General features: G+C 39.4%; 22 protein-coding genes and 2 tRNA genes. 15 read left to right on the forward strand and 9 right to left on the reverse strand.

What is annotated here, in order from left to right:
- Nucleotides 1–142 precede the first annotated feature (142 nt).
- Both ASC84_RS21640 and ASC84_RS21645 read right to left on the reverse strand, forming a co-directional pair.
- Nucleotides 143–218 (reverse strand) — tRNA-Gly (locus tag ASC84_RS21640).
- Nucleotides 219–255: 37 nt separating this feature from the next.
- Nucleotides 256–328 (reverse strand) — tRNA-Gly (locus ASC84_RS21645).
- Between the two features lie 217 nt (nt 329–545).
- Here ASC84_RS21645 and ASC84_RS21650 point away from each other — a divergent pair.
- From ASC84_RS21650 to ASC84_RS21665, 4 genes are all read left to right on the forward strand, one after another.
- A complete protein-coding gene (locus tag ASC84_RS21650) occupies nt 546–854 on the forward strand; it encodes a BolA family transcriptional regulator (RefSeq protein ID WP_004723487.1) in 309 nt (102 codons plus the stop codon).
- A 17-nt stretch (nt 855–871) separates the two neighbouring features.
- Nucleotides 872–1,264, forward strand: a complete 393-nt coding sequence (locus tag ASC84_RS21655; protein WP_056518298.1) for a SirB2 family protein — start codon at nt 872–874, stop codon at nt 1,262–1,264.
- Nucleotides 1,265–1,349: 85 nt separating this feature from the next.
- Nucleotides 1,350–2,186, forward strand: a complete 837-nt coding sequence (locus ASC84_RS21660; RefSeq protein WP_004723483.1) for a ParA family protein — start codon at nt 1,350–1,352, stop codon at nt 2,184–2,186.
- Between the two features lie 13 nt (nt 2,187–2,199).
- Nucleotides 2,200–2,613: a hypothetical protein gene (locus tag ASC84_RS21665; RefSeq protein WP_004823650.1), complete on the forward strand. Its 414-nt coding sequence runs from the start codon at nt 2,200–2,202 to the stop codon at nt 2,611–2,613.
- A gap of 65 nt (nt 2,614–2,678) precedes the next feature.
- Here the strand turns inward: ASC84_RS21665 and ASC84_RS21670 are convergent, their stop codons facing one another.
- The gene (locus ASC84_RS21670; protein ID WP_056518300.1) at nt 2,679–3,329 is read right to left on the reverse strand and encodes a DedA family protein; all 651 of its coding nucleotides are present in this window, start codon (nt 3,327–3,329) and stop codon (nt 2,679–2,681) included.
- 196 nt (nt 3,330–3,525) lie between these two features.
- On the opposite strand from ASC84_RS21670, the gene ASC84_RS21675 reads away from it, so the two are divergent.
- The 3 genes from ASC84_RS21675 (at nt 3,526) to ASC84_RS21685 (ending at nt 6,941) form a co-directional block, all read left to right on the forward strand.
- Nucleotides 3,526–3,942 (forward strand): DoxX family protein, encoded by a 417-nt coding sequence (locus ASC84_RS21675; RefSeq protein ID WP_056518302.1) that lies wholly within the window; start codon nt 3,526–3,528, stop codon nt 3,940–3,942.
- A gap of 295 nt (nt 3,943–4,237) precedes the next feature.
- A complete protein-coding gene (gene guaA / locus ASC84_RS21680; protein WP_004823655.1) occupies nt 4,238–5,806 on the forward strand; it encodes a glutamine-hydrolyzing GMP synthase in 1,569 nt (522 codons plus the stop codon).
- 214 nt (nt 5,807–6,020) lie between these two features.
- Nucleotides 6,021–6,941, forward strand: a complete 921-nt coding sequence (locus tag ASC84_RS21685) for a restriction endonuclease (protein ID WP_056518304.1) — start codon at nt 6,021–6,023, stop codon at nt 6,939–6,941.
- A 147-nt stretch (nt 6,942–7,088) separates the two neighbouring features.
- Here the strand turns inward: ASC84_RS21685 and ASC84_RS21690 are convergent, their stop codons facing one another.
- Nucleotides 7,089–7,856, reverse strand: coding sequence for a putative porin (locus ASC84_RS21690; protein ID WP_004723476.1), 768 nt, complete (start codon nt 7,854–7,856; stop codon nt 7,089–7,091).
- A 485-nt stretch (nt 7,857–8,341) separates the two neighbouring features.
- Between ASC84_RS21690 and prfB the strand changes: the two genes are divergently transcribed.
- The 5 genes from prfB to ASC84_RS21715 all read left to right on the forward strand — a co-directional run bounded on the left by prfB (nt 8,342) and on the right by ASC84_RS21715 (nt 13,379).
- Nucleotides 8,342–9,437, forward strand: a protein-coding gene (gene prfB / locus ASC84_RS21695; RefSeq protein ID WP_096735380.1) for a peptide chain release factor 2 whose coding sequence is annotated in 2 segments (ribosomal slippage) — nt 8,342–8,413 and nt 8,415–9,437 — 1,095 coding nt in all. Because the reading frame shifts where the segments join, the coding sequence is not laid out codon by codon here.
- A 140-nt stretch (nt 9,438–9,577) separates the two neighbouring features.
- Nucleotides 9,578–9,877 carry a helix-turn-helix transcriptional regulator gene (locus tag ASC84_RS21700; protein WP_034614967.1) on the forward strand — a complete coding sequence of 100 codons (300 nt, stop codon included), beginning with the start codon at nt 9,578–9,580 and terminating at the stop codon, nt 9,875–9,877.
- A gap of 38 nt (nt 9,878–9,915) precedes the next feature.
- The gene (locus tag ASC84_RS21705; protein WP_056518306.1) at nt 9,916–10,974 is read left to right on the forward strand and encodes an alkene reductase; all 1,059 of its coding nucleotides are present in this window, start codon (nt 9,916–9,918) and stop codon (nt 10,972–10,974) included.
- A gap of 350 nt (nt 10,975–11,324) precedes the next feature.
- A complete protein-coding gene (locus ASC84_RS21710; RefSeq protein ID WP_056518308.1) occupies nt 11,325–12,605 on the forward strand; it encodes a 3-deoxy-D-manno-octulosonic acid transferase in 1,281 nt (426 codons plus the stop codon).
- Nucleotides 12,606–12,665: 60 nt separating this feature from the next.
- Nucleotides 12,666–13,379: a 16S rRNA (uracil(1498)-N(3))-methyltransferase gene (locus tag ASC84_RS21715; protein ID WP_056518309.1), complete on the forward strand. Its 714-nt coding sequence runs from the start codon at nt 12,666–12,668 to the stop codon at nt 13,377–13,379.
- Here the strand turns inward: ASC84_RS21715 and ASC84_RS21720 are convergent.
- Together ASC84_RS21720 and ASC84_RS21725 are read right to left on the reverse strand one after the other, a co-directional pair.
- On the reverse strand, nt 13,362–14,339 hold the full coding sequence (locus tag ASC84_RS21720; RefSeq protein ID WP_034614990.1) for a mechanosensitive ion channel family protein: 978 nt from the start codon (nt 14,337–14,339) through the stop codon (nt 13,362–13,364). The two genes, ASC84_RS21715 and ASC84_RS21720, sit on opposite strands and share 18 nt — an antisense overlap.
- Nucleotides 14,340–14,852: 513 nt before the next feature.
- The gene (locus ASC84_RS21725) at nt 14,853–15,434 is read right to left on the reverse strand and encodes a DUF805 domain-containing protein (RefSeq protein WP_056518394.1); all 582 of its coding nucleotides are present in this window, start codon (nt 15,432–15,434) and stop codon (nt 14,853–14,855) included.
- A gap of 293 nt (nt 15,435–15,727) precedes the next feature.
- Between ASC84_RS21725 and acs the strand changes: the two genes are divergently transcribed.
- On the forward strand, nt 15,728–17,671 hold the full coding sequence (acs, locus tag ASC84_RS21730; RefSeq protein WP_056518312.1) for an acetate--CoA ligase: 1,944 nt from the start codon (nt 15,728–15,730) through the stop codon (nt 17,669–17,671).
- Between the two features lie 168 nt (nt 17,672–17,839).
- Nucleotides 17,840–19,024, forward strand: coding sequence for an acyl-CoA dehydrogenase family protein (locus ASC84_RS21735; protein ID WP_155860372.1), 1,185 nt, complete (start codon nt 17,840–17,842; stop codon nt 19,022–19,024).
- A gap of 217 nt (nt 19,025–19,241) precedes the next feature.
- Here the strand turns inward: ASC84_RS21735 and ampC are convergent, their stop codons facing one another.
- The 3 genes from ampC to msuE form a co-directional block, all read right to left on the reverse strand.
- Nucleotides 19,242–20,417, reverse strand: a complete 1,176-nt coding sequence (gene ampC / locus ASC84_RS21740; protein WP_056518395.1) for a class C beta-lactamase — start codon at nt 20,415–20,417, stop codon at nt 19,242–19,244.
- A 296-nt stretch (nt 20,418–20,713) separates the two neighbouring features.
- Complete coding sequence (gene sfnG, locus ASC84_RS21750) at nt 20,714–21,832, reverse strand: dimethylsulfone monooxygenase SfnG (RefSeq protein ID WP_034614949.1); 1,119 nt, start codon at nt 21,830–21,832, stop codon at nt 20,714–20,716.
- A gap of 46 nt (nt 21,833–21,878) precedes the next feature.
- On the reverse strand, nt 21,879–22,616 hold the full coding sequence (gene msuE, locus ASC84_RS21755) for an FMN reductase (RefSeq protein WP_004723461.1): 738 nt from the start codon (nt 22,614–22,616) through the stop codon (nt 21,879–21,881).
- A 378-nt stretch (nt 22,617–22,994) separates the two neighbouring features.
- On the opposite strand from msuE, the gene ASC84_RS21760 reads away from it, so the two are divergent.
- On the forward strand, nt 22,995–23,648 hold the full coding sequence (locus ASC84_RS21760) for a response regulator transcription factor (RefSeq protein WP_004823671.1): 654 nt from the start codon (nt 22,995–22,997) through the stop codon (nt 23,646–23,648).
- Nucleotides 23,649–23,735 lie beyond the last annotated feature (87 nt).

Below are 23,735 nucleotides of genomic sequence, written 5' to 3' on the forward strand. Positions count from 1 at the left end.
TGGTTTTTTTGTGTTTTTACAGTTTTGTGATCAACATGCTAATTGAGTGAATACAGCATAAAGTGTGTAAGTATATGTTGATGATTTATAAACCAATAATGCAAAAAAAAGCCCCAATCTTTCGATCAGGGCTTTTTAAATTTGGAGCGGGAAAGGAGACTCGAACTCCCGACCCCAACCTTGGCAAGGTTATGCTCTACCAACTGAGCTATTCCCGCGGAGTCTGTCCAATTTTTTACTGAATAAAAAAATTTGAGCGGGAAAGGAGACTCGAACTCCCGACCCCAACCTTGGCAAGGTTATGCTCTACCAACTGAGCTATTCCCGCATGCGGTGTATAATACATCAACAGATGGTAGGGTCAAGATTTTTCTGCAAAGGAAAACACTAATTGCATAAAATAAAGACATTTTTATGAAAAAACTTCAAAATTTAATTTAAAAAAATCAAATCGAACAGCAAAAGCTTTGCTGAACACACAGCGATGCTCAAAGAATCCGCTATACTATGTCATTCACCCATTGATCGATCTCTAAGGAATCAGCATGAGTTTAGAACAACAATTGATTGAAAGTTTAAATCAACTTGAGCCATCACATTTAGAAGTGATCAATGAGTCTGCTGGTCATGGCGGGTATTTTCCTGGAAAAGAGTCGCATTTTAAAGTGATCATTGTCAGTGAACAATTTGCAGGGTTACGTTTGGTACAACGCCACCAAAAAGTGTACGCAGAAGCCAAAGCCTTACTCAGCCCTGGAAAAATTCATGCCTTAGCGATCCATGCTTATCTTCCAAGTGAGTGGCAAGGTCAAGCCCCAGCAAGTCCAGACTGCGCTCATGCACCTAAAGTATAAAGTGCAGAGTAATTAAAATGGATACACATTTACTGATTAAAATCATTCATATGACCAGTGTTGGGTTATTAATTCTGGTTTTTGTTTTACGCGCTTCAACATTATTTATTGGAACACACAACCAGCAACCGAATCCTAAAGGGCGGGTAGCTTTTGTTGCCTTGCAACATCTTTCCCTCACGGTGGTTATATTTACAGGGCTAACTTTATTGATTATGAATGAGTTTAAAGTGCAGCCTTGGTTCTATGCGAAAATTATTTTGTTTATGGTTTTCCTTTCCTCACAAATAAAAGCCTATAAAAAGGATGATACCGTTCTTTTAACACAACGCAGAGCAGGTTTAGTGATTGGCGGAATTGCTTTGCTTGCAACTTTAGTTTCGGTGGTGCTTAAACCAGTTTTTAGTTGATTGTTAGACATGAATTTCACACTTGTATAGCGTCTAGGTTAAACTAGATACAAGTTTAAAAATAATGATAGCTTAGGGAACTTGTATGCTAACTCGTGTGGTATTTAACCAAAAAGGCGGTGTAGGAAAATCAAGTATTACGGTGAATCTTGCTGCGATTAGTGCGTATCAAGGTTTTAAAACATTGGTGATTGATTTAGATCCTCAAGCAAACTCTAGCCAATATCTTTTGGGTGATGACGCCACCTATTCTGCTGAAAAAACTGCATTAGAGCCGAATATTGAAAACTTTTTTAATGACGTACTTGGAAATCATCAACAAAAAGGATTGATTGGCAATGCCATTGGTAGCCTTTTAAAAACAAAAAATAAAGGTTTTGAGCAATATATTCATCGTTCACCTTTTAAAGATTTGGATGTATTACCCGCCAGCCCGAGCTTAGGCGAGTTAGAACATGCGTTAGAATCAAAACATAAAATTTATAAGTTACGTGATGCGATTCAGACCTTAACCAGTCAATATGAGCGTATTTATATTGATACACCGCCAGCATTTAACTTTTTTACCTTATCGGCACTGATCTCAGCGGATCGTGTTCTGATTCCGTTTGATTGTGATGTATTTTCAAAACGTGCATTACAGACGCTTATTCAAAATGTCATAGAAACTCAAGATGATCATAATGATCGACTTGAAATCGAAGGGATTGTAGTCAATCAATATCAAGCTCAGGCAAAATTACCGCGTGAAGTGGTACAACAGCTTAAAGATGAAGGTCTGCCAGTTTTAGAAAATATGTTGCCACCTTCTGTATTAATGAAAGAATCGCATCATAAAAATCTGCCATTAATTCATTTGGCTACAGATCATAAATTGACTCAAGCCTATCAATCATTGTTCAATGAGATTGATAAAAAATAATTTCGAGATCGTGATGAAATCATTGAAAATGACTTCTGTTAAATTATCAGTCGTTGCCTTAACGGCGCTTGTCGTATCTGCTTGTACGACGACGGTTAAACCCACTTATGTGTCGCCTACGCAGTATCAGGCGATGAACTGTTTGCAATTGACGACAGAGTTTAATCGTATTCAACAATACATTAATAATGGTGTACAACCTGCGAAACGTACAGGCGTGGGTGTTGGATTAGGTGTTGGTGGTGGTTGGGGCAGCGGTGGCTGGGGTTGGGGGATTGGTCCAAGTATTTCTGTAAACTTAGGACAATCTTCAAACACCAAAAATACTGAGCTTTCCCGACTGTATGGTGAGCAAGATGCCTTGTCTCAGGCGGCTCAATTTAAGAACTGCCCTTACGTCCCTAAACGTCAGGAAGTTAAAAAATAACGGGTTTTACCCATAAAAAAGCCGATTTTAGAAATCGGCTTTTTTATCATCTTTAAATATGCTGTTTATGGATTATTGGGCATTTTATTTTTATTAAAAAATTTATGACGAATATAACCAATCACACCAGGTAACACGCTGAGAATAATGATACCGAAAACCAAATGGGTGAAATTATCTTTCACAATTGGCATATTCCCGAATAAATAACCCAAGGTAATAAACGAGCCAACCCAGCAAATTGCACCGACTGCATTATAGGTTAAGAAATATTTATAATTCATGCTTCCTGCACCCGCAACAAATGGTGCAAAAGTGCGGGCAAAAGGGATAAAACGGGCAAAGATAATAGTTTTTCCACCATGTTTTTCAAAAAACTGTGATGTTTTCAGCAAGTGTTGTTTGTTGATAAATTTAGAATCAATTTCAAAAACACGCGGTCCGACATATTTCCCGATATGATAATTGAGGGTATCGCCGAGCACTGCCGCAATAAATAGCAGAATGATTAAAACCACAGGATCCATTGCACCCGTCGAAGCAGCTAAAGCGCCGGCAGCAAAAAGTAAGCTATCCCCAGGCAGGAATGGCATAACCACGAGACCTGTTTCAACAAAAATAATCAGGAATAAAATTCCATACACCCAGATACCATAATTTCTAATAAATTCAAACAGGTGTTCGTCTACGTGCAAAATAAAGTCAATCAGATCCATAAGGCAGAAACTATGCGAATTGGTGCACAAATCCTAGCAGTGTGAGTTATGAAAGTCAGTATTAAAAAGTAATTTTTTAAAACTTATTATTGTTCTTAATTTGCAACGATGAGTTTAGTTTTTAAGTATTTAACTTGAAATGTTTAGTGATTAATATGTATACATCTTCAGAACGAAATACAAATTAGGTCACACCATGTTTAATCCAAATGTTGTTGTTAAAAATATTGTGAATCAACCCACCGCCAATGCGAGCATAGCATTGATTGCACGTATTCTTATGGCATATATCTTTCTTGTTGCAGGTTGGGGCAAAATCACGGCTTACAGTGCAACTGTCGGTTATATGGAATCAATGGGTGTACCAGGTGCCATGTTACCTTTAACCATTCTGGTTGAGTTCGGTGGTGGTCTGGCATTGCTATTTGGTTTTCAGGCACGCTTTGCAGCATTTGGTTTGGGCGTATTTAGTTTGATTACTGCATTCTTATTTCATGGTGGTGAAGCAGATGCAATTAACTTTATGAAAAACTTCGCAATGGCAGGTGGTTTGTTTTTCTTGATGTTGCATGGTGCAGGGAAATTGAGTCTTGATCATGTAATAGAAAAATAATTTAAAGATAAATAAAGCTTTGAAAAGCCAGATCTGTATCTGGCTTTTTTGTGTGTTCATTTAGCCTTATTCAAATGGATCAATTGGTTTATGCTATCTAAAAATATTCAATTCAGTTTTAACTATGACCCCCAGTGAACTGATGAGCATCATTAAAGCCAAAATGAACCTATAAGCTGATTATTTAAAATGATTTTTTACAAAGCTAAGGAACTTGATTGAATGGAGTGCGTATGGCTTATAAAAATGATAGAATATGGCGCTTATATTCGTTTGCCTGCATAGTTGTTGACTCATGACTACCAATACTCAAATTACTGAAGATCGTATCCTTATCTTGGATTTCGGTTCTCAATATAGCCAGCTTATTGCACGCCGTGTACGTGAAGCTGGTGTATATTCTGAAATGTATGCTTTTGATATGTCTGAAGAAGACATTCGCGCGTTTAATCCGAACGGTATCATCTTGTCTGGTGGTCCTGAAAGTGTGCATGAGGAAGGTAGTCCACGTGCGCCAGAAGTTGTGTTCAACTTGGGTGTACCTGTATTGGGGATCTGTTATGGTCTGCAAACCATGTCAGAACAACTTGGCGGTAAAGTAGAGCCAGGGACTGTACATGAATTTGGTTATGCAGCAGTTGACGTTTTAGTACGTGATCAATTGCTTGGTGATTTAAATGATGGTGATGACAAACTCAATGTTTGGATGAGCCACGGTGACAAAGTTTCTGCGATTCCAGCAGGCTTTAAAGTGACTGCAAGCACACCAAGCTGCCCATTTGCTGCAGTGAGTGATGAAACGCGTCGTTTCTACGGGGTGCAATTCCACCCAGAAGTGACACATACTGCCAAAGGCGCAGAGTTACTGTCTAACTTCGTTCATAGCATTTGTGGTTGCCGTAATCTTTGGAATTCTGAAAACATTATTGATTTACGTGTTGAACAATTACGTGAACAAATTGGTGATCAAAAAGTTCTTTTAGGTCTTTCAGGTGGTGTTGACTCATCTGTAGTTGCAGCATTGTTGCATAAAGCAATCGGTGACCAACTGACTTGTGTATTTGTAGACAATGGCTTACTTCGTTTAAACGAAGGTGAGCAAGTGATGGACATGTTTGCGAAAAACATGGGGATCCGTGTGATTCGTGCTGATGCAGAAGAACGTTTCTTATCTGCACTTGCAGGCGAAGTTGATCCTGAGAAAAAACGTAAAATCATTGGTCGTGAATTTATCGAAGTTTTTGCTGAAGAAGCTCGTAAGCTTGATGGCGTAAACTTCCTTGCGCAAGGTACGATTTACCCTGACGTGATTGAGTCTGCAGCAACTAAAAATGGTAAAGCGCATGTGATTAAATCACACCATAATGTGGGTGGTTTACCAGAAGATTTAGCATTTGAATTGGTTGAGCCAATTCGTGACCTATTTAAAGATGAAGTACGTCGTTTAGGTACAACTTTAGGTTTACCACATGAAATGCTTTATCGTCATCCATTCCCAGGTCCAGGTTTGGGCGTGCGTATCTTGGGTGAAGTGAAAAAAGAATATGCTGATATTCTTCGTCTTGCTGATGACATCTTTATGCAAGAGCTTCGTGCAAGTGGTTGGTATGACAAAACTGCACAAGCATTTGCAGTATTCCAACCGGTAAAATCAGTGGGTGTTGTGGGTGATGGCCGTCGTTATGCATGGGTCATTGCACTTCGTGCCGTGGAAACTGTTGACTTTATGACAGCTCGTTTTGCTCATCTTCCATATGAGTTGGTTGATAAAATCTCGACACGTATCATGAATGAAATTAAAGATGTTTCTCGTGTGGTGTATGACGTTTCTTCTAAACCACCAGCAACAATTGAATGGGAGTAATTCAGGGATTTCAAGAAGCGAAGCTTCTTGCCTGAATTACGCCAAGGGCTATGCCCGCGGCAGCAGGGTTTCAAAATGCAACGTATTTTGATGATTTTACGCCAAGAGCTGTGCCCGCGGTAGAATTCGATACATTATTTTAAAAAGAGCGCTTAGGCGCTCTTTTTCTTTTATACTTGAATTATTTAAAGCAAAAAATATTAAGAGAAATAGAATGTCTTTGCCTAATCATCAGGAATTAATGCTACCACTATTGAAACTCCTCAATACGCAAGGGCAAGCGATCCAAATTAGTCAAGTTGGTAAATTGTTGGCAGAACAATCAAATTTGACTACGGATGAATTAAATCAAATGATTCCGAGTGGGAAAAGAACAGTTTTTTATGATCGTGTGGGATGGGCCAAAACATATTTGGTTAAAGCTGGCTTAGTTAATCAGCCTGATTGGGGGATGTGTGAATTATCTGAAGAAGCGAAAAAATTAGATTTAAATATATTAGATAAAATAGATAATAATTTTTTAATGCGTTATGAAAGTTTTCGTGAGTTCAAGGTTCCAACAAAAATAAGGCAGAATAAAGAAAAGATTATTTGTATTGAAGAAAATGATGATATTGAAACACCTGAGGAATCATTACAAAGAATTAATGAAATACTACTTACCAATTTAAAAGATGATTTATTGAATTTGATTCAGACAAAAAATCCATATTTTTTTGAAAGATTAGTTGTCGATTTACTGGTTGCTATGGGCTATGGCGGCTCACATCAAGATGCGGCCCAAGCCATTGGTAAAACAAGTGACGGCGGGATTGATGGAATTATTAGTGAAGATCGTTTAGGTCTAGATAAAATTTATATTCAAGCCAAACGTTGGAAAAACACTGTTGGACGACCAGATATTCAACAATTTAAAGGCGCTTTAGCAGATCAAGTCGCCAAAAAAGGGGTGTTTATTACAACCTCAAATTTTAGTAAGGAGGCTGTTGAATCTGCAAAGAAATCGGGAATTGTTTTAATTGATGGAGATAAATTGACTTCTTTAATGATTGAATTTGGTTTAGGTGTTCAGGTTGAAAGAAGCTTTAATATTTATAAGATAGATCAAGATCGGTTTGATGAAGATAATTTTTAGAAGTGTTTAAAAGAATTTTAATATTCTGACATTTACTACAAATTTATTAAAACGTATTTACTTAATGATGTATACACATATAAAAAAAGCCAGTCAATTGACTGGCTTTTGTTGCTCCAAAAGAGCGATTGCTAAATAGATTTAAACTTAGAAACGGTATCCAGCACGAACGCCGTAAGTGTTGTAGTCATCACCAAAACCTACACGACCTTCTAAGCTAACGTTTTGATTAAAGAATTTCTTCGCAGAAATACCCCATTCATCACGATCAGTTAAATCATTGTTGTAGTAGTCAGCACCTACACTTAAAGTCTTATCTAAATACAAGTCACCACGTACTTTGTACTCATCCAAGTCACCGAATGCACCAAAAGCTTCAAAGTTAGCGTCATATTGACCTACTTTGGTTACATATTTAGCACGAACAGTTGGGTCTGCGCCGTCATCACCATTTTTAACATCATAACCCGTTACACCAAGTGCAAGTAATAAACCAGGAGCTGGTAAATAACCGACTTCAGCGCCATAAGTCGTTACTTTATTGTCGATGTTGGTGTTATCAACTTCAAGTTCATCACGACCTACACGACCACTTACATAGAAGTCTGAGTTAGGTACATAGTATTCAAGACCCGCACCATATTGGCTGTCTTTTACACCATCATTTTTGGCATAATTTACATTGGCTTTTACATTACTTGCGCGATCTAAGAATGCAGCCTCATTAAGTGGTGAATTACGAGTTTGTACTGGTTTGAAATAATAAGTACCATCTACACCAAAGCTATGAGTTGCATCAAAATTATCTGGATCATTATATGTATATGAACCACCAACTTCGGCTTGGTAAGCATGTGCAGTGCCAGTTAAAGCGGCTACGGAAAAGATTGCAGATGCGATTGCTAATTTTTTCATGGAATTCGCCCCTATGAAGAATTGATTGATTTATACATGTTTAGTTACAATTTTGAGTCTAGGGTAAATATAAAAATCGTCAACCACGCTATGGTAACCGGAATGTAATATTGGTGAGTTTATGTAACAATTCTTATTTAAGTTATTGAAAATAAATGTATAAAACTTATGTGTTGTTTTATTAAAATTGTGTAGATAGTGTGGATATTGGTACGCTTTGAGTAAGGGCTGGACATAATTTGTAATAAAAAAGCATTCAGAAATTAAAATGCTCTTAAGCAAATGCTCAATTGTAGAATTTATACACACAAGCTTTGACTACGATAAGACGATCTTTCTGATTGCAAAAAAGCAATTCATCTTACTTCTCTTGTTACAGCATTTTTGAGCTGTAGATTGATCTATAAAATGCCATATCTCAACTTTTTCCACTCTGTGGTAGAATGCGTGCGAATTAAAAGACGTCAAATGTGAGATTAAAACTCGTGGAAATTAATCCTTATCTAGTTCAGCTAAAAGACTTAAATGACCGTGGTCTAACACTACGGGGGTATCTTTGACTACGATCTAAAGAAAGAGCGTTTAGAAGAGGTTCTCCGCGAGTTAGAAGATCCAGCGATCTGGAATGATCAAAGCCGTGCTCAGGCGATGGCAAAAGAAAAAGGCGAGCTTGAAAACGTGATCAACGTTTTAGAAGGCTTGGCGACACAGCTTGATGATGCACAAGCCATGCTTGATCTTGCTGTTGAAGCAGATGATGAAAGCTTATTGGCAGATGTTCAGTCTGAATTAACTGCAGCGGAAGAAGAGTTAGCAAAACTTGAATTCCGTCGTATGTTTAGTAATCCAATGGACCCAAATCCATGTTATGTGGAAATTCAAGCTGGTTCCGGCGGTACAGAAGCACAAGATTGGGCTTCAATGCTGTTACGTATGTATATGCGTTGGATCGAACGTCATGGCTTTAAAGCAGAATTGATGGAAGAATCAGATGGTGATGTTGCAGGGATTAAATCTGCAACAATCCGTGTTGAAGGCGAGTATGCTTATGGTTGGTTACGTACTGAATCTGGTGTACACCGTTTAGTGCGTAAGTCACCATTTGACTCAGGTAATCGCCGTCATACCTCATTCTCGGCAGTATTTGTATCACCTGAAGTGGACGATAATATTGAGATCGATATTAATCCTGCTGATGTGCGTACAGATACATATCGTGCATCTGGTGCAGGCGGTCAGCATATTAACAAAACCGACTCAGCAGTACGTTTGACTCACGCACCAACTGGGATTGTGGTGGCATGCCAGAACCAGCGTTCACAACATGCAAACCGTGATCATGCTTGGAAACAGTTACGTGCAAAATTGTACGAACTGGAAATGAGTAAACGTAATGAAGCTGCTCAAGCACTTGAAGATTCAAAATCGGATATTGGCTGGGGCAGTCAGATTCGTTCATATGTACTGGATGACTCTCGTATTAAAGATTTGCGTACTGGTGTTGAGAACTCGAACACGGGTGCAGTATTGGATGGCGATCTAGATAAATTTATTGAAGCCAGCTTAAAACAAGGTCTTTAATTTAAATTTTTAACAAAAGCAAAGCTTTATCTGTATTTTTGCAATATATCTAAAAAAATCGATATTAAAATCGAAAAAATGCGATATATTGGATGCAAAGATGCTGAATGGAGCTTTGCTCTGAATTGAATGTGTCTAAGATGGATATTGATTTAATTTCTAAAGCATTAGCGAATCCGACTCGCCGACAGATTTTGGAATGGCTCAAGAAGCCACAACAATATTTGTCGGAAGAGCAGTGCGGTGGCTTTGGTCGTGGTGTGTGTGCAGGGAATATCGAGAAGCTCGGTAATGTCTCTCAATCTACGATGTCAAATCATTTGTCTGTTTTGCAACAGTCAGGATTAATTCAGGCCGAGAAATATGGTCAATGGTCATATTTCTCGCGTAATGAAGCTTTAATTCAGCAATATATTGATTATCTACAAAACTCGCTTTAACGCCTGATTTCAATCAGAAAGCGAGTGATGAGGCAAATATGGCTGAACTTAACTCTCCCCTTGTACTTGGCGATTTACATTTAAAAAATCGTGTCGTGATGGCGCCTTTAACCCGTAGCCGTGCTACCGCTGATCGAGTACCCACGGCAATCATGGCTGAGCACTATGCACAGCGTGCCAGTGCAGGTTTAATCATTTCTGAAGCAACAGTGATTTCAGAACAAGCCAATGGTTATTTAAATACACCAGGGCTATTTACCGATGCGCAAGTTGAGGGCTGGAAGTCTGTAACCCAAGCGGTTCATGACCAAGGTGGTTTGATTGTGGCGCAGTTATGGCATGTGGGACGTGTCTCACATCCAGATTTACTCGATGGGGAAACGCCTGTATCTGCAAGTGCAATACAACAAGCAGGACAAGTCAGCTTATTACGTCCAAAACGTGACTATGTTGTGCCACGACCTTTGGAAATCTCTGAAATTCATAACATCACCGAACAGTTTAAACAAGCTGCAATTAAAGCCAAGGCGGCTGGTTTTGATGGCGTTGAATTACATGCTGCCAACGGCTACCTGATTGATCAGTTCTTACAAAGTTCAACCAATCACCGTGAAGATGAATATGGTGGTTCTGTTGAAAACCGTGCGCGTCTTTTACTTGAAGTGATGGATGCTTTAATTGAAGTATGGGGTGCAGGCCGAGTGGGCATACATTTAGCGCCTCGCGGTGATGAGCATGATATGGGGGATGCTGATCCACGTGAAACCTTTGGTTATGTCTTGGAACAATTAGGTAAACGTAAAATTGCGTTCTTCTTTACACGTGAATATTTAGCCAATGACAGTATCAGCGAATATATGAAGCGACGTTCAAACGGTGTGCCATATATTGCCAATATGCGTTTAAGTCGTGAAGATGCCATCAAACTCTTGGCATCAGGTCAAGCAGATGCGGTGTCTTTCGGTAAAGCTTATATTGCCAATCCTGATTTGTATGAACGTCTGATTCAAGACGCACCTTTGAATGAATTGGTGTTTGAAAATATGATTGGTTCACAAACTGCGGAAGGCTATATTGATTATCCTGCTTTGGGATAAAACAAAGACTGTATTTTCTCTGGATGTGAATGGAATACCCATTCACATCCACAACTCAGATAAATTTAACCAGTTTTCTTTTTGCATCGTTGACTCTTACAAGGTATATCTATTGTACATGGCATGGATATCGCTATTGGTTAAGGCGTACAACACTACCTCTTAACCAATAAGCATTTTTTCATCCCTGCAAAGCCAAGTTTTGCTAGTGTTGTTGCTGGTTGATGAATCAGATTTGCTCTAGCATGCGGTCGACTACCTTGCTGACAACAAATCGTTAAATATTATTCATTAACAACTGAATATGGCTCTGTTATATTTGCCCATTCATCTATATTGAGACATTCTGTTTGGCTACTCCTTTTTGGTATAACACAGCACTTAAAATCGTTAAGCCTTTGTATCAATGGCGTATCAAAAAACGTGCGAAAGATAGCGCAGAATACCAACAAGAACGTCTTGAGCGATTTGGCCCCTTTCAAGATGTAAAGAATCAGCATGCCATTTGGTTTCATTGTGTTTCAGTCGGAGAAACCAATGCTGCTCAGCCTTTAATCGAACATTATTTAAAAGCAGGTCATGCTGTTTTAGTCACCAATACGACAAAAACAGGTCAAGCACGTGCCAAATCGTTATTCTTAAAAGCACCTTATCAAGCATTATTTCAAGCGGTATATTTGCCTGCCGATCAGCGCTATTTAGTTGCTGATTTTTATCAGAAATGCCAACCCAAATTACTGATTTTGGTTGAAACTGAACTATGGCCAAATCTTATTGACCTAGCTCAACAGTTTAAAGTGCCTTGTATTTTAGTGAATGCACGGCTTTCAGAAAAATCTGCCAAAGGCTATGCCAAAGTTCCAAGCCTAACCCGTCCAATGCTACAGAAATTAGATCAGTTATTGGCGCAAGATGTTGCAACGCAGCAACGCTTTATTGATCTAGGTATACCACAAAATAAAACACAAGTACTTGGAAGTATTAAATTTGATATTTCTGCACCTGAACAATTTATCCATAAAGCACAACAGTTGCAGCAGGACTGGAACTTAGCAAATCGAAAAATCATCACCATCGCCAGTACACACGCACCTGAAGAAGAAAAATTATTTCTCGCATTTAAAACCTATTTAGAACAATATCCAGATTGGTTGTTAATCGTTGTCCCGCGCCATCCTGAACGTTTTGATGAGGTTTTTGCTGCCGCACAAAGTTTAAATTTAACAACACAGCGTCGTAGCTTAGAGCAAGCAATCGAGTCGAATACCCAAGTCTATTTGGCAGACAGTATGGGTGAAATGTGGCTGTGGTATGCATTGAGTCAGGCATGTTTTGTTGGTGGGTCGTTAAATGAACCTGGTGGTGGACATAATATTTTAGAACCTATGGTTTTAGATGTACCCACCGTGATTGGACCGCATTATTTTAATTTTCAAGCCATTGTGGATGAGTTCTTACAGGCAGATGCCTTAAAAGTGGGGCAAACTGTTGATGAGGTGGTTCAGTTATTGGTGCGCTGTTTGGAAGATCAAGCTTTTGCCCAGCAATTAAGCCAGCATGCGATTGATGTTTTAAAGCGTAATCAGGGTTCTTTATACAAACATATTGCAGTGATTGATCAGTATTTATAATTTATACATTGTTGATGAATAAACACCATCAGCTAAAAGTAAAACGAACCAGAATTTTTTATGAACATCGTCCTTCTTGATCCTCGTCAAACACAAGCTGAAACTTGGACAATCAGTTCAAAAAGGCAAGTTGAACATTTGCATACGCATCTTGCCGCTAAAGTCGGAGATACGCTTAAGGTTGGTGTCCGAGGTGCCAGTCGTTATTTAACTGAAATTGTTGATATTTCTGAACATACGATTTTACTTCGACCGATTCAAGAAGAGCCTGTTCCTGCAAAATTACCCGTAACTTTAATTGTGGCATTACCTCGTCCCAAAGTGTTACGCCGCTTAATTATGGATGCGGTGACACTGGGGGTCGAAAAATTAATTTTGATTCATAGTTATCGGGTCGATAAGAGTTATTGGCAAAGCCCTTTTTTACAGCAAATTGATCATTACATCACCTTGGGATTAGAGCAGGCGGGGGATACGATCGCTCCCCAAATTGAACTATACAAACGCTTTAAGCCTTTTGTTGAAGATGTCTTACCTAGCTTCATTACGCCACAAAATCCTGCTTATGTGGCGCATCCGTATACTGAACAGAAAATGCCATTTGCTATCGATCATTCATGTACTGTGATCATTGGACCTGAAGGGGGTTTTATACCTTATGAGGTGGATTTACTGATAAAAAACGGCTGCCAAGCAGTGAGCTTAGGCAACCGTATTTTGCGTACTGAAACCGCGATCCCTTATGTATTGGGGCGCTTATTTAGCACGAGCTGATTCGATGTCATCCGCTGATGGATCACCGCGGTAGACTTTGACTTCCTGAACAGGATAAGGAATCGAAATATTATTATCCGCAAAGGCTTCAAGCACACGTTCTTGAATTTCACTGATCGAAGCCGCAGTAACCACTTGCGTGGTATCTACCCACCAACGAACGGTTAAATTGACAGAGAAATCCGCCAAAGCAGAAACATTCACAGTAAAGCCCGGCTGGCTTAAAATACGTTGATCTTTATCAAGCAATTTAAGAATAATGTCTTTGGCTTTCTGTACATCATCTTCATAACCAATCCCAACCACAAACTCACAACGACGGCGTTGGTAAGCGGTATTTACCGTCACGGCACTGGTATACACAGTTGCGTTTGGAATCACGATACGTCGTCCATCAGGGGAACGTAAAAAAGTTGCACGAATTTGAATATCTTCGACAGTACCTTCCATATTGTTGACAATGATGTCATCACCAATCTTGAACGGTTCACCCAAAAGAATCAAAATTCCAGAAAGTAGATTTTGGAAAATATCTTTAAATGCAAAACCAATCGCGACCGAACCAATCCCCAAAGCACTCATCAGTTGAGCAGGAGTAAAGCCTGGAATTGCGATAACCATGGCAATTAAGAAACCAAAAAAGATAATTGCGGTACTGCCGACACGATTCAGTACCAGAACTAAATTTTGGCGAGTATAAGTACGGTTTTCGAGTGTTCTACGGACAAAGAATTTAAAAAGCTTAGACAACAACCAGAAAATAGTGATGACGATCAGCGCAATACATAAATATGGCATACGCTCCCAAAAACCATCAACAAACTTGTCGATGGTTGAGTATGCATCTTTATATTTTTCAGTATGTTGAATCACTGTTTGTGCAGTTTTTTCGCCTGCAGAATGGATCAATTGAGTCGTGTCTTGCGCAACGGTACTCAATGCATTTGCTTCTTCAGCCACAATCATGTCCAATAAAATAATTGGCATATTTTGCCTGAAATTTCAAAGAAGTTAAGCTTTGATTACAGTTTTTCTTATGACGAACAAATAAAAATAATATTTGTGAATCAATATTCAACTCATGTTAAGGCATCATCAAGGAATGGGGGCTGTAGGCATTTCATAAATGGCTTGCGTTGTAGGTTAAAATTGAGCAGGCAAGGCATGAAACGAAGAGAATAGCGAGACTATTTTCGAGTTTCATAACGAAGGCTGATAAATGGCTTGCGTTGTAGGTTAAAATTGAGCAGGCAAGGCATGAAACGAAGAGAATAGCGAGACTATTTTCGAGTTTCATAACGAAGGCTGAGATAATTTTAGCCACAACCCTTCGGGACTAGCGTGTTTTTTGCCGTTACGTTGTTACGAACTACTCATTTAGAATAACTAAATTTCGTATTTCGCGCCTAGTATCGCCTAAAAAACACACGTAGTCGCAAACATAGACGAATTGTCAACAGACCCCAATTATCTTTAAAAATATTTAGTCCCTTTTTCAATGATTGTTGTTGGATTTTCAATTTCTCCAGTCCCCAGCATAAATGACACCACACTTATAGAGCTAACTAAGCTGATAATAAAGCTTATTAGCATCAGCCAAGCCATTAATTTTTCAATAAAAGTCGATGGGCGTGGGTGACCAAAACGATTGGCACGATTACAACCACGTGCAAGGAGTAAATACAGCAGCATCAAGAATTGCACAATGGGAATCAGCAATAACAGAATAAACCAACCAGATTTATTATGATCATGCAGCCTGCGAATAATCACAACCATCATTCCATATAAATAAAGACAGCTGAGTGCGAGGTAAGTGAACTGTCCTAATCCTGAAAGTGAATTTATCGCATTTTGACTGAATTGCAGTGAATTTAAATTCACAATGCCAAAGACTAGACCGAGGGCAAGCAATGCAATGGTAAAAATGAGATGTAAAAATCCAAACCAAGCAATATAACTCAAACGATTAAAGCGGCCTTGAGTGGAAAGGGGATAATCTACTGGTGATACTTGATGCTTTGAAAAAAAAGTCGACGATTCTTGTATTTGCATGATGATCGCGTCCAGCTGAATGAGTTCGGTAAGGAAATGTTTTTTTCTGAAAAAAACCATATGCACTTCTGACTACAAATTATAAGATCAAAAAAACTCCATAGATATTGAAAATTCGAATATTTTGGCAAATGACTTAAGATTTTCCGATGGTTAAAGTGACCCCCGTGTCTACGACCAAAGCACAATTGTTAACCGAAATGCGCTATCGTAATACTGAACACATGCAGCAAATAAAATCAAGAACGTAGGCATACATCTCGTGATGAGGTGGCAAATCAAGGAAGCAGAATATGAATGAAGTCTATCCAGTTCCAGAACAATTTGTTAAAACAGCAAGGACCAATGAACAAGAATACTTTGATCGTTATCAACAGTCAGTCGAGCATCCAGATGAGTTTTGGGCAGAAGCTGCAAAGAAATTGGACTGGATTAAGCCATTTACTCAAGTAAAAAATACCAGCTACGACAAAGATAATTTTAAAATTGAATGGTTTGCAGATGGGCAACTGAATGTCAGTGCCAACTGTTTAGATCGTCATTTAAAAGAACACCCACTGAAACCTGCAATTATTTGGGAGGGGGATCATCCATCTCGCCATAAAATCATTTCTTTTGAAGAGCTGCATGATGAAGTGTGTCGTTTTGCCAATGTCTTAAAGAAAAATGGAATCGGGAAAGGTGATCGAGTCATTTTGTATATGCCGATGATCCCTGAAGCGGCGATTGCCATGTTGGCCTGTACCCGAATAGGGGCGGTGCATTGTGTGGTATTTGGTGGGTTCTCTCCAGACTCATTGGCAAGTCGGATAGACGACAGTCAAGCTAAATTGGTGATTACCGCTGACCAAGGTATGCGTGGTGGTAAAACGATTCCTTTAAAAGAGAATGTAGATGCAGCATTGGCGCTGGATGGAACAACTTCCGTTGAAAAAATGATTGTGGTGCATCGAACAGGCCATCCAATAACAATGCAGGAGGGGCGTGACCTGTGGTATCACATGGAAATTATGACGGTCACAGATATCTGTCCGCCAGAACCGATGAATGCCGAAGATCCTTTATTTATTTTATATACGTCTGGATCAACAGGAAAGCCTAAAGGAGTGTTACATACTACGGGTGGTTATTTAACTTATGTCAATTCAACTTTCCGTGAAGTTTTTGATATTAAACAAGATGATGTGTTCTGGTGTACCGCAGATGTGGGTTGGATTACGGGGCATTCTTATGTGCTTTATGGACCATTATCCAATGGTACAACCACCGTCATGTCCGAAGGTATCCCACAATATCCAACATGGGCACGCACAGGGCATATTGTAGATAAGCATAACATTACCATTCTCTATACTGCACCAACAGCGATCCGCGCCATGATGCGTGAGGGTGATGCTTTTGTGCGTGAAAGTGACCGTAGCAGTTTACGTCTATTGGGTACCGTGGGTGAGCCGATTAATCCAGAAGCATGGAATTGGTACTATACCGTTGTTGGTGAAAGCCGTTGTCCAATTGTGGATACATGGTGGCAAACTGAAACAGGCGGTATTTTAATTTCTCCACTGCCGGGTGCAACCCCACTTAAACCGGGTTCGGCCACTCGTCCATTGTTTGGCGTACAACCAGCATTGGTTGATGCTGAGGGTCAAGAACTTGAAGGTGAAGCAGAAGGCAATTTGATTATTAAGAATTCTTGGCCGGGGCAAATGCGGACCATTTGGGGCGATCCTGAGCGATTTATTGAAGCGTATTTCTCGACCTATCCGGGCAGTTATTTTACTGGTGATGGTGCGCGCCGTGATAAAGATGGTTATTACTGGATTACAGGCCGTGTAGATGATGTCTTGAATGTTTCGGGCCACCGTTTGGGCACTGCTGAAATTGAAAGTGCCTTGGTTGCGCATGCAAAAGTCGCTGAATCTGCAGTTGTTGGTATGCCACATGAGATTAAAGGGCAAGGCATAGCGGCTTATGTGACCTTGCAGGCGGGTGAAGCTGAAACTGAAGAATTACGTAAAGAATTGGTCAGTTGGGTACGTAAAGTGCTGGGACCTGTGGCAACACCTGATGCAATTTATTGGGCACCTGCTTTGCCAAAAACCCGTTCTGGAAAAATCATGCGACGCATTTTAAGAAAAATTGCTGCCAATGAGCTAGATAGTTTAGGTGACACTTCTACTTTGGCTGATCCAGGTGTGGTAGATCAGTTGATTACAGAGGTTAAAGCCAATTCTTAGTGATTGAAGCCTTTTGATTTTGCTAGCCAAAGGTTGAATACCGTTAGAGAAATTCTAGCGGTATTTTTTGTTATTGATTTTCAAACCACAGAATAAGTAATGCAGGCATTGAGATAAGGAAATCTTACTTGATTTGATAAGCTCAAGGCACTGGGAATAAGAGTAAATATGATGAATGCACCTCAACAGGCGTTAAACCTTTCTGCTTTAGCAACGGCAAAGCAATTGGCAGAACAATTTGCGCAGACTGCTGCTGAGCGTGATAAAGCAGGTGGTAATCCGAAGCTGGAACGGGATTTGATTCGGCAAAGTGGCTTATTGGGACTGTCTATTCCACAACAATATGGCGGGCAAGGAGCAAACTGGAAAACAATTTTCCAGACCATTCAAAATATTGCACAAGTCGATAGTTCCTTAGCACATGTATATGGCTTTCATCATTTACTAATCGCCACTGTGCAGTTATTTGCTCAGCCTGAACAATATTCGTCATGGTTTGAACACACCGCCCGCAATAACTTGTTTTGGGGCAATACTTTAAACCCTTTAGATCAGCGCACGAAGGTACAACAACTCACTGAGAACGACTTTATTTTTCATGGTGATAAAAGGTTTTGCTCAGGATCAATAGATTCAGACATACTGCTTTGTTCGGGCTTTAATGATGCTGGAAAATTACTGATAGCTGTGATCCCAACACGTCGAGAAGGGGTCAGTTTTTTAGGCGATTGGAATAATATGGGGCAGCGTCAAACGGACAGTGGAACCAGTCATTTTGAACAGGTCAAAATTCACAAAGATGAGTTATTGTTAAATCCAGGACCATTAAGTACACCTTACTCCAGTTTACGACCTTTGATCGCACAATTGATTTTTGTGCATCTGTTTCTAGGCGTTGCTGAAGGTGCCTTTGACCTTGCGAGACAAACGATACAAAGTCAGAAAGCATGGTCAACGTCTTTGGCTGAAAATGCGGTGAATGATCCATTTACCCAGAAGCATTTTGCTGAGTTTTATGTACAGCTTGAAAGTGTACGTTTACTTGCCGATAAAGCCATTGCAGCATTGCAAGCGGCTTGGAATATTGGTGAGCAATTAACAGCAGAACAACGTGGTGAAGTCTCAATTGCTATTGCGACTGCAAAAATTGCTGCAACCAATAGCTCGCTGTTTATAACGCAGAATATTTTCCAAGTGATGGGTGCCAGAGCGACAACAGCCAAATTAAATTTAGATCGTTTTTGGCGAAATGTCCGTACTCAGACCTTGCATGATCCGATTGATTATAAGTATCAGGAAGTAGGGGAATGGGTATTGACTGGAAAAGTGCCCGATCCAAGTTTTTATTCTTGAACCTAAGCTGACCGATGACATTTTATAGACGTTCATTCCTAGCGCTTTAGCAGTTGGTATTGCCTATCTTAGATTGAAAAAAATCTGTGTTGGATAAGGGGTAGGTCTTATACCCCCCTACCAACAGCGACAATTATGTTGCCTTGTAATAGATACAACATGAATGATCTAACAATGCACAAAGCTAAAGCCTAGCCCGATCTGACGTGTTTCAGCATCAAGGATTGGATTTTTGCTTTAAGCTATTGAGCACTTCATACGCTGCCTTAATTCGCTCAGCATTGGGAATTTTTTTATTCATTAACATCACCAAGCCAAAGTTCTCTTGTGGAATATAAATAACATATGTCCCAAAACCATTGGTAGAGCCAGTTTTATGAAAGACTCTTGAACCAGTCTTCACGAGGGTTTTTTCAACAGGGTTAGATTGCATCACAACCCGATCAGAATTGCTTTCTAATAGTGTGTTTAATGTAGCTGGGTAGCTGAACGATTCCCAGCCAAGGGCTTGGGTCATACCACCCATTTTAAAGTAACCCGTATGTGTTGCTAGAATTGCAGGTTTAATCGCTGCTTTGGCTTGATCTGGATTTAAGTTTAAATTTAAAAAATGTAGCATGTCAGGTAGGCTAGATTTCACCCCATAGGCTTGCGCATCAAAAGCGCCAGCAGTGACCCGAAGCGGGTGATTATTTTGATCATAACCAAAAGCATAGTTGCCTTGTTGTGCTTTAGGAACTTGGACATAAGTATGTTGGAGTTCTAGTTTGGGGAAGATCACTTGTTCTAATAAAGCACTAAAAGGCATGTTCATGGCTTTAGCGGTCGCTTCACCGAACAGCCCTATGCTTGGATTAGAGTATTGTCGAAATTGACCAATCGGGTTTTTGACTTTCCAATCTTGAAAATATTTAAGTGTTTGCGCATCTATTTTTATTTGATCAGGAAATTGTAATGGAAGATTACCACTGGTGTAGGTGGCCAATTCTAAGAGTGTGACTTGATTAATGTCTGAGTTTTTTAATGCAGGTATATATTTGCCAGGATGGTCTTGAAGAGAAATTTTGCCTAAATTTTGTGCATAAGTACCTGCTGTTGCAGTAAATATCTTACTGACTGAGCCTAATTCAAAAAGGGTATTTTTATTTACGGCTTTCGCATTCGCAAGTGATTGTACGCCGTAGTATTTTTCATAACTTTTTCCGTTATACAAAACACCTATTGCCATACCGGGCACTGCATAAGTTTTCATTAATGGCTGAAATGCAGTATTCATCGCAGTTTCAACCTTTATAGACGTTGCAGGTATCTCGTTGGCATTTACATAAGTCGTCAAGCTCATACTACCGATGAGGACGCAAAATATCGTTTTTGTTTTATTTAAAACTACCATACCCACTTTTTCCATCTATGCTACAAAAAGGGCGTATTTTAAAGTTGAAAGAAATATTTTCCAAGATTGCGGTTGTTGAGTATATGTATAGAACAAATACACTCAATGATTCAATAAAACAAAAGTTGGCTAATTTATATAAGGATAATTGTACTGATTTATACGATTCTATTTTTTATAAATGCTTTTTATTTATTCTAAAAAAAATCCCTCAAGCCGAGTCAAGAGGGAAAGCTGCAAAGCTGTTTTAGTTATTTATTGTTGTTTTCACAGCACCATCGATGAAGAGATAGGCTTTAAGCTGATTTTGCAGTAATTTGATCTTTTTGCGCTTCTTCAATTTGACGAACCAAAGGCAAGACCTTTTCACCGAAATATTCAACTTCTTCGATGAAATGTAAAAAGCCAGATAACACCAGATCTACGCCTACATTTTTGAGTTCAACAATACGTTCAGCAATTTGTTGCGGTGTACCAATCAGATTGGTTTTAAAGCCATCATTATATTGCACCAAGTCTTCAAAGGTTGATTTTGCCCAGTTACCTTCACCTTCTTTAGATGCTGCGCCCGCTTCACGGGTTGCATCGCCAAAGGCATTGACTGCTTCAACATTAGCTTGGTCAATAATCTCTTGTAGAACCGCTTTTGCTTCTTCTTCAGTGTCGCGAGCAATGATAAAAGCATTGACCCCGATTTTGACTGAGTGGTTATTTAGCTTGGCTTTTTCACGAATATCATCGATTTGTTTCTTTAGCTCCTCAGGTGTATTGCCATTGGTAAAGTACCAATCCGAAACACGCGAAGCCATGTCACGTGCAGCACGTGAACTTCCCCCTTGGAATACTTCAATATGGGGTTTTTGCAAAGGCTTTGGTTTTAAAGTGTAGTCTTTAAACTGATAATATTTACCATCAAAACTATAATTATCTGTCGTCCAAATACCTTTTAAAGTACGAATAAATTCTTCAGAACGAACATAGCGTTCATCATGTTCAGGCCATGGCTCACCAATGGCATCAAACTCGCCACGGAACCAGCCACTTACGACATTAATCGCAATACGCCCATTGGTCAGATAATCAATGGTCGCCAACTGTTTTGCGGCTAAAACCGGTTTCCAAGGTCCTGGAAGAATTGCTGCAATTACTTTTAATTTTTCAGTTTTGGCTAAAAGTGCATGACTAAAACTCACAGATTCATGTTGATTTTCAGCGCCATACCCTGCGGTAAAACGAATTTGGGTGAGGGCATATTCAAAACCACTTTTTTCGGCAGCTTGTGCCAAACGGACATTGTAGTCATAGCTCCAGTCTGTACGTTGTTCAATATTACTGACCACTAAGCCGCCACTGACATTGGGAACCCAATAGGCAAATCGAATTGCTTGACCATTATTCGATGAAAACTGTGACATATCATAACCCTCAATTTTTTATGATTTATTCATAACAAGGTTGCGTTTAAGCAACCTGTGATTGTGGTGTTTTGGATTTTGCATGTAGACGAGACTCTGCCGCATCCAAGTCTGGTATCGCCGCGGAAGGAAGCACATCATCTTGCTCAATCTGTTTGTTGATGCCTAAATTTTGATTGGCTTGTTCCGTTTTGGCTTTGACCACTTCTGCTCGCTGACCTTTTGCAGGCGCCCATTCTAAAATTGGCAATGCACGTGCAACAGCTAAAGTGATACGGTCTTGGATGTGTTCACTTTTAATGGTGTACTCAGGCGTAAAATCACGATCTGTTGCATAGACACCAATAGGCAGCGTTTGCGCTTGAAAGAAGCTAAATAATGGACGTAACTGATGCTCTAGAACTAAAGCATGACGGTCACTACCACCCGATGCAGCAAGCAATACAGGAACATCGACTAGCGCTGTTTGTTCAACAAAATCAAAGAAATGTTTAAATAAACCAGTAAATGATGCACGATAAACAGGTGTTCCCACGATGAGCGCATCTGCTGCTTCTACGGCAGCTAAGTCATCTTGAACACGTTGTGGCAGTTGGTTGCGATAAATTGCGCCCCCTAACAAATGGCCTATTTCACTGAATTTAATAAAATGAACATGAATCGGTGTTGCCTGACCCAGCTCATCTAAAATCGCTTGCACTAAACTTTCGGTTTTTGAAGGGTTATTTAATCCCCCTGAAACAGCAACAATATTTAATGGTTTTTGTTGAGTATAAATAGACATGTTGGCAACCTAATAAATTGAATCTCGGAATGCCATTCATTAATCTATATTTGACGAAGCGCTGTAAAATAATGAAAAACAGATTGGTTATCTGTTTTTAAGATAAACCAGAAAGCCTTTGAATAATGCACGATTTCGTCTTTTAAGTATTTGAAGTTAAATAATATTCTTAAAATGAATAAGTAATTCATTTTTAACTGTTTATTTTATATTTAAAAGTGATATTTAAATCTTAATTTCGATAAATGACCTAAAGATTGTAGGGAATTTTAATTAAAGCCGACAAATTATTCAAAAATTCGTTAATATTTACGTATCCTAAATAGCAATAGTGCGGTTAGAATGAAATAACTGCGCTAGAGATCTCTCGCTTCGCTTATGAATATTTTAATCGTTGATGATCATCCACTGTTTCGCCATGCGTTAATTCAGGCGGTTCGTTATAGTTTGCCACAGGCTCAAATTAGTGAAACTGCGGCTGTTAATGAATTTTATGAGCGTTTGGAAAATGGTCCAGAACCAGATCTCGTCTTGTTGGATTTAAATCTGCCAGGCGCATCGGGTTTCTCTGCATTGGTACATGTTCGTGCACAGTATCCTGCACTTCCTATTATTGTGGTTTCTGCTCACGAAGATGCGTCCATTATTCAACGTGCAATTGCACATGGCGCAATGGGCTATATTCCTAAATCTGCGCATCCAAGCCATATTGGGGAAGCAATTCGCCAAGTGCTGGATGGTGATATTTGGTTACCGCCAAACTTACCCGCAGCGAATATGAATTTTGACCCGCGTGCCGCAGATGAAACAGCTTTAGCTGAACGTATTCAATCGTTAACACCACAACAGTTCCGTGTATTGATGATGGTTGCAGAAGGTTTATTGAATAAGCAAATTGCTTATGAACTTGATGTTTCGGAAGCGACCATTAAAGCGCATGTGACGGCAATTTTCCGTAAATTAGGTGTACAGAACCGTACTCAAGCGGTACTCGCAATCAATGCACTAAATATTGAAGAACGAAAAGTTTAAGATTCTTGCTGGTTAAATTTAACTTCAATATATTGAAAAATTACGAGAAGAGTGTATTAAAAATACACTCTTTTTTATTTTCTGATT

Origin of the sequence: Acinetobacter sp. Root1280, from assembly GCF_001425285.1 — a bacterium.
GTDB lineage: Bacteria > Pseudomonadota > Gammaproteobacteria > Pseudomonadales > Moraxellaceae > Acinetobacter > Acinetobacter guillouiae.